2 protein-coding genes are annotated in these 2,860 nt (G+C 46.6%); both read left to right on the top strand.

Annotated elements, in window-relative coordinates:
- Window positions 1–342 (top strand): flavodoxin domain-containing protein (locus J5F18_RS01440; RefSeq protein ID WP_346300589.1); only part of this gene is annotated, 342 nt, incomplete at its 5' end.
- Between the two features lie 642 nt (window positions 343–984).
- On the top strand, window positions 985–2,860 hold a 1,876-nt coding region (gene mnmG, locus J5F18_RS01445; RefSeq protein WP_346300590.1), incomplete at its 3' end, for a tRNA uridine-5-carboxymethylaminomethyl(34) synthesis enzyme MnmG.

Consider the following 2,860-nt stretch of genomic DNA (forward strand, 5'->3'; position numbering starts at 1 on the left):
GACCAACCCGATATCACCGAAGTGCCAATAGAAAAAGCCGAATGGATTCTCTGTATTGCTACGCATGGTGCAGGTGAGTATGCCGATTCTATCTTTCCATTTATGCAAGCATTAACGGACCAAAAAACAAACCTATCAACCATTCAATACGCATTGATTGGCATTGGTGATTCAAGCTATGACACCTTTAACCAAGCCGGCCAAGATGCTCAAAACCTCCTTACTCGGCTGGGTGCAAGAGCGCGCTATGAACCGCTTACGATAGATATGCTCACCGAGGTTGATCCTGAGGGAGTTGCGATCAACTGGCTCGATCAATGGAAAGATCAACGGGCTCTGTAGAACGTGCATATGTCTGCTCGCCGATCTTTTCCCGGAAAACTGGGGATAACTTAATCCCCTTCTGAAGCACCGAAATAATCATCGATCACAACAGTTATTCTGATCTTATCCACATATTATCCGGATCATTACCCACGATTTTCAAAAGCTGGGGATAAATAGCGATCTTAACTGTGATCTGATCCGGGTATAGATCTGGGGATAACTTTCATTGTGTATAACTGCAAAGTTATCCCACTGGTTAACCAAGCATAAGATCGCTGTTTATGCACATGGATCGATCTTGCATAAGTACCTGTTTTTAAACTCTAATAATGACATTTCCACAGATCTTGTCCGAGCTAATAATAGAAATAATAAAGATCTTTTAAATAAATATAGATCTAATTACTACCAAAGCAGACGCTGCTCCACCACGCCAGACCACTCTATCTGGAACACGTAAAACTGTTACAACATGACCATGTAAACCCACGATCAAATGGATGTTGCTGACGTTTAAAAGTGCTACAATATTCGGCTATCAGATCCGTCAAGGGATCAATTTAGACGGCTCTAATACGGGTCAAACGACTCTGTTACAGCAGTTAGATCCACAAACGATCATGCAAGTGAAGTTAAAAGTTCGAGGTTATGAGTATCATGGCAAGTGAATTACGGTTCGATGTAATTGTCATTGGCGGCGGGCATGCAGGCACCGAAGCAGCGCTTGCTGCTGCACGGATGGGAAAACAAACCCTCCTGCTGACTCATAATATCGATACGCTTGGGCAAATGTCGTGTAATCCGGCAATTGGCGGAATTGGCAAAGGTCATTTAGTGAAAGAAATTGATGCCCTCGGAGGCATCATGGGTCGTGCAGCTGACCATGCAGGAATTCAATTTCGCACGTTGAACGCTTCAAAAGGTCCTGCAGTTCGAGCAACCCGAGCTCAAGCGGATCGTTCGCTGTATAAAACGTTTATTCGTAATGCTCTTGAAGCACAACCTAATTTGAAAATTTTTCAACAGGCTGCCGATGATCTAATTGTCACTGAAACTGGCATCGGGCCTCGTGTTGAAGGTGTCATCACCCAAATGGGTCTGAAGTTCTATGCGCCAGCTGTGGTGTTAACCACCGGGACTTTTCTGGGCGGTCAGATCCATATTGGATTATCAAATTACAGCGGCGGACGCGCCGGTGATCCCCCATCCATAGCGCTTGCACGTCGATTGCGTGAACTTCCGCTACGTGTCGACCGCCTCAAGACGGGAACACCGCCCCGAATTGATGCCAACACCGTTGATTTTTCTGTTATGCAGGAACAGCCGGGAGATTCACCACGGCCAGTATTCTCGTTTGTGGGAAGCACGGATGATCATCCTGAGCAGATTAGTTGCTACATCACCCACACCAATGACAACACTCATGACATTATCAAAAGTGGGCTTGATCGATCCCCGATGTACTCAGGCGTGATAGAAGGTATTGGCCCACGGTACTGCCCTTCGATCGAAGATAAAGTGGTGCGCTTCGCGGACAAAAATTCGCACCAAATCTTTGTCGAGCCGGAAGGTTTAAATACCCGTGAATTGTATCCAAACGGGATCAGTACCAGTCTACCGTTCGATGTCCAAGTTGCCTTAGTGCATTCCATTCGTGGTTTTGAAAATGCCCATATCACGCGGCCTGGTTATGCCATTGAATATGATTTCTTCGATCCACGAGACTTGAAGCAGTCACTCGAGACCAAGCACGTTCAAGGTTTATATTTTGCAGGGCAAATTAACGGCACCACAGGGTATGAAGAAGCGGCAGCTCAAGGCTTGATTGCCGGTTTGAATGCTGCGCTTGCAGTGGATGGAAAAGAGGCTTGGACTCCACGTCGAGACCAGGCTTATACCGGTGTATTGATTGATGATTTGGCGACACTCGGAACCAAAGAACCCTATCGCATGTTTACTTCACGTGCAGAATATCGTTTGTTGTTGCGGGAAGATAATGCGGATATGAGGTTAACCGAACAAGGCCGCGCGCTTGGCTTAATCGACGATGTTCGTTGGGCCCGCTTTAACGAAAAAATGGAAGCCGTTGCGCAAGAGCAACAACGGCTGCGTAGCACTTGGGTGCATAAAGATCATCCAGCGGTTGAAGCAATTAATCCGATTTTGAAAACGCCGATTAGTAAAGAGGCGAGTCTCGAGGAGTTGTTGCGCCGTCCAGAAGTCACCTATAACGCGCTTATGAACATCGATGGGATTGGTCCAGCGCTGGCGGATCCGAAAGCAGCGGAGCAAGTTGAGATTCAAGTGAAATATGCGGGCTATATCAAGCGTCAAGAAGACGAGATAGCCAAGCAAATTCGCCATGAAAATACCAAGTTGCCATTGGATTTTAACTACAAGAGTATTTCCGGTCTGTCCAACGAAGTGATTGCAAAGCTTTCGGAGCATAAACCTGAAACGATTGGCCAAGCAGCGCGAATCAGTGGGATCACACCCGCCGCGATTTCGATGTTATTGGTCCACCTGAAGAAAC

This window comes from Halomonas sp. BM-2019, assembly GCF_017584085.1.